General features: G+C 67.1%; 3 protein-coding genes and 1 pseudogene. 2 read left to right on the top strand and 2 right to left on the bottom strand.

Features of this window, described 5'->3' with window-relative positions; translation table 11 throughout:
- Positions 1 to 185: 185 nt before the first annotated feature.
- Entirely contained in the window at positions 186 to 506 is a 321-nt protein-coding gene (locus tag AB0915_RS38445) for a hypothetical protein (protein WP_366695954.1), read from the bottom strand.
- Positions 507 to 775: 269 nt separating this feature from the next.
- Positions 776 to 1,900, bottom strand: coding sequence for an ISKra4 family transposase (locus tag AB0915_RS38450; protein WP_366695957.1), 1,125 nt, complete (start codon positions 1,898 to 1,900; stop codon positions 776 to 778).
- Between the two features lie 141 nt (positions 1,901 to 2,041).
- Here AB0915_RS38450 and AB0915_RS38455 point away from each other — a divergent pair, with 141 nt between their 5' ends.
- Positions 2,042 to 3,562: a GMC family oxidoreductase gene (locus AB0915_RS38455; protein WP_366695956.1), complete on the top strand. Its 1,521-nt coding sequence runs from the start codon at positions 2,042 to 2,044 to the stop codon at positions 3,560 to 3,562.
- A 378-nt stretch (positions 3,563 to 3,940) separates the two neighbouring features.
- Positions 3,941 to 4,165: pseudogene (locus AB0915_RS38460) on the top strand (IS6 family transposase); the annotation flags it as partial.

Consider the following 4,165-nt stretch of genomic DNA (forward strand, 5'->3'; position numbering starts at 1 on the left):
CCTATACGACGGCGACGCGCTCTCCACGGACGAGTCCCCTCCAGCATGATCAACCAGAAGATCATCCCATCCGGTCAGCCAACGTGACAGCGCCGGTCGAAGTCCTCGCGGACGGGGTCGAACTCGGCGGATGTTCCGCGCAGAGAGCACAGCCGGACTCCGTGCCGCCAACGCCTGGTCCCATGTCAGCGGTGGCGAGTCCTTAGTGGTCGGCTCCGGAAATCCTTCGGGGGTTGATCAGGCTTCAGGGCAACAGAGGATTCTTCTTGTCGGTCGCCGGGTGTGTGCCGGTCGAGTCGGGCCAGCAGATCGTCCAGGTCGGTGGTGGTGAACTTCCACTGGAACGGCTGTGCCGTGGCGTTGTAGCGGTCTTCGAAGGCGCGAAGCCGGTTCCGGACCTGGGTCAGGTCCGTGAAGTTGTTGGGTTGGACGACCTTTCGCTGGACGATGGAGAAGAAGATCTCTATCTGGTTCGTCCAGGAGGCGTGGACAGGGGTGTGGACCATGACTGCGTTCGGAAAGGCCGTGGTGAGACGGTCGATGGCCTTCTTCCCTCGGTGGGAGAACCGTTGTCGACGATCCAGAAGACACGTCTGGCGCTCGCGTAAGGCTCCTGGGCCATGAGCTGGGTGACCAGGGCCATGAAGGGCACGACTCCGGTCTTCGCAGCGGCCGAAGACCTTCGCGCGGTGGACGTCGTAGGCGGCCAGGTAGGCCAGCGCACCGCCGCGGCCGTATTCGTGATTGGGTGCAGATCCAATGAGGGTGTTGTTGATCAGGTGGTGGGTATGAGCTGGTCGCGGTAGCGCGTCTGGTGGTTGCGGATGAACTCCTGCTGCTGGTGCCACGCCCAGTAGGTGTCGAAGTCGCCGTTGGCGCGGACGGCACGCAGTTTGAGTACGGCTTCAGCTCCGGACAGGCCCCAGCGGGCGCCGGTGATGTCCAGGCGGTCTTTGACCAGGTGCCGGCATGCTCCCTCGATGATTCCGGTGGCGATCGGCCAGCCGTGTTCAAGGGCGGTGTCGTAGCGCAGATGCTCGGCCTTGGTGGTCAGGTAGTTCACGGCCTCGTCGATGCCCTTGCGCTGGGCGCCACGCAGTCTGGCGGCGCGGGCGGCTTCCTCGAGTGCAGCGGCTGTCTGCTGCTGCACGCCGCCGCCCAGCAGGATGCGGGTGTGACGGGCGACCCAGCTCTCGGCGGAAGCATCGCCGCTGTCGTGCACGCACCAGGCTGCTCGCCACAGATATTCGAGCACGTGGACGAGGTCGACGATGATGTGGACGTCCACACCGCGCTGTAGTGCTTCGGCCTTGATGAGGTCGATCTGATGGCGGGCACCGTCGACGAGGACGACCCAGGGACGGCGGTGTCCGGGGTCGCGGTGCCCTGCCTGGTCGAACACGGCGGACACCACCTGCGCAGCGGTGTCGGTCACCGAGCCGCACAACCATTTCGACCGGGCCTTCGCTCCCTGGCGGCGCTCGGGCGCCGCGCCGTGGTCGGCGTCTTGCCGGTCGGGGTCGGCGATGATGTCGTCGACTGTGCGAGGCGCGGGGTCGGCATCGTAGACGGCTCCCAGGGTGGCCATCCGCTTCCTGCCGTGCTTCTCCCCGGACGCCAGCCGGGTCTTCATCGCGTTGCCGCCCTTGGCCGCCGCGGCCTTCGCAGTGTCCTCACGCAGTGCTTCGCGCCTTATCACCACGCCCTTGCCGTCCACCGACAAGATCAGCGGCGTGGCGTCGGTACAGGGAGCCGGCACGAGCGCGTCGTAGAACGCGTCGATGTCCACCGCGGCGCTGACAGCGAGTTCCTGGACCTGCCGGTGCCCGATGCCGGAGCCGGTGTGGGCGTTGATCCGCTCGCAGGCGTCGGCGAAGCTGCCGCGGCCCCATTTGGTCAGCGTAGCTGGTTACTTCCGTGGGATCAGTGCTCGGCCGTGATGCTCCTTTGTCATCAAGACCACTTCTCGCAGAACGGGTAGAGTTATGCGTGGGCTTCCTCTGAGCTGAGCATCTGGCGCTACCGCGCTGAGAGGAGACCAATGACCGAGTTCGACTACCTCGTGGTCGGGGGCGGCACGGCCGGCTGCGTCGTCGCGGCGCGGCTGGCCGAGAACCCGGCCGTCTCGGTCGGCCTCATCGAGTGGGGCCCGAGCGATGAGCACGAGCCACGGGCCCGCTCGATCCGCCGGTGGGCGGAAATGCTGGAGGGCGAGTATGACCTGGACTACCGCTCGGTGCCCCAGGAACGGGGCAACTCTGATATCCGGCAGGCCCGCTTGCGGATCCTTGGCGGCTGCTCCACCGCCAACACCATGATCTCGTGGCGGCCGCGGGTGGCCGATCTGCAAGAGTGGGTCGACGTCGGGGCCGACGGCTGGGACGCCGCCACGCTGCACCCGTATTTCGAGCAGCTGCAGACTCCGATCACGCCGGTGCCGCATCAGGACCAGAATCCGTTCGTGGCCGATGTCATCAGATCGGCGAGCTCCGCGCTGAGCCTGCCGGTCCGGTCGGCCTGGAACGACGAGGACGTCATCGAGGGCACTGGTTTCTTCGAGATCGGCTACTGCCCGGAGACCAACACCCGGTCCTCGTCCTCCATCTGCTATTTGCACCCGGCCCAGCGCAGCTGCGCCAACCTGCAAGTGCTGCTGCAGACGCGGGCGCTGCGGCTGATGCTGGACGGCGGCAACAGGGCAGCCGGCGCCCTGATCCGCACTGGCGAGGGAGCGACCGCAGAGATCTTCGCCCGTAAGGAGGTCGTCGTCTGCGCCGGGGCCATCGACTCCCCGCGCCTGCTGCAGTTGTCGGGGGTCGGGCCGGCCGCCGTGCTCGATGCCGTCGGCGTCGACGTCCGCGTCGATCTGCCAGGGGTCGGCGGCAATCTGATGGATCACGCCGAGGGCATCGTCCTGTGGGAGGTGGCCGAGCCGCCGTCGAGGGTCTGTGCCACCGGCTGGGATGCCGGGGCGCTGCTGCGGCTGAACCCGCATGGGGCGCACCCGGACATCACGATGCACTTCCCGGTCGAGGCGTGGGTGGACCACGTGGTCGCGCATGGCGTCGCGATGCCGCCGTATTACATGGCGATCGCGCCGAACGTGGCCAAGCCCCGCAGTCGCGGCCGTGTCTGGATCACCAGCGCCGATCCGGATGAACGGCCGGCTATCGACTACCGGTATTTCACCGACCCCGGCGGAGCGGACGAAGCCGTCCTGGTCGCTGCCGTGCGCGCCGCCCGGAGGATCGGCGACTCAGAACCCATGGCGTCGCAGTTGCGGCGCGAGGTGTTCCCCGGCCCGCAGGCGACGTCGGATGCCGACATCTCGGCTCTGGCCCGCGCGACCCACCAGACGGTCTACCACGTCAGCGGAACCTGCCGGATGGGCGCCCCCGACGACGCGCTCGCGGTGCTTGATCCCGAGTTGCGGGTGCGCGGCGTGCGCGGGCTGCGGGTGGCAGACGCGTCGGTGTTCCCCACCATCCCGTCGGTCAACCCGGTGGTCACCGTCATGATCACGGCAGAGCACGCGGCCCGCCTGATCCGCCAAGATCAATAACGTGACACGTACCTGCTATTTCACGTGCGGGTCAGAAGCGTTGAGCGTCTGGACGACCTGGTCGTAGTCGCCGCGCGCCTCGCTGTAGCGCAGGAACTTCACGCGGTCGAACCGGCGTTGTCAACTTGTCCGGGGCTTGTCTGGCTGAGGACGTGTCGGGGTGTGGTGGGGATGGGGTGTGGGCCGTGGGCTCAGGCTGTTGTGGGCATGCTGGTGAGCCCGGTGATGTGGTTCCAGACGCTGACGCGTTCGTTCAGGCGTTGTCAGGTTTGGCTCGGGCCGTGGGGTGATCTTGGTGTAGATCGTTGCGGGGAATGGCTGCGGGTGGAGAGCGGGACGGCACCGTAGTCGTACAGGGGTTACCGGTTTCCGCCCGAGGTGATCGGTCACGCTGTGTGGCTGTATCACCGTTTCCCGCTCTCGTACCGGGAGGTCGAGGAGCTCCTCCTGGAACGCTGCATCACGGTCTCCTACGAGACGGTCCGGGCCTGGTGCGCCACGTTCGGCCCCGCCTACGCCACGCAGTTGCGCCGTCGGCAGCCGCGTCCCGGCGGCAAATGGCATCTGGACGAGGTTTTCATCAAGGTCAACGGGACGATGCGG

It is taken from the genome of Streptomyces sp. NPDC048411 (genome assembly GCF_040704695.1).
GTDB lineage: Bacteria > Actinomycetota > Actinomycetes > Streptomycetales > Streptomycetaceae > Streptomyces.

What these genes read in the sequence shown, in the direction of transcription:
- AB0915_RS38445 (WP_366695954.1), bottom strand. Translation starts at nt 506, where the DNA reads ATGGTCCACACCCCTGTCCACGCCTCCTGGACGAACCAGATAGAGATC.
- AB0915_RS38455 (WP_366695956.1), top strand. Translation starts at nt 2,042, where the DNA reads ATGACCGAGTTCGACTACCTCGTGGTCGGGGGCGGCACGGCCGGCTGC.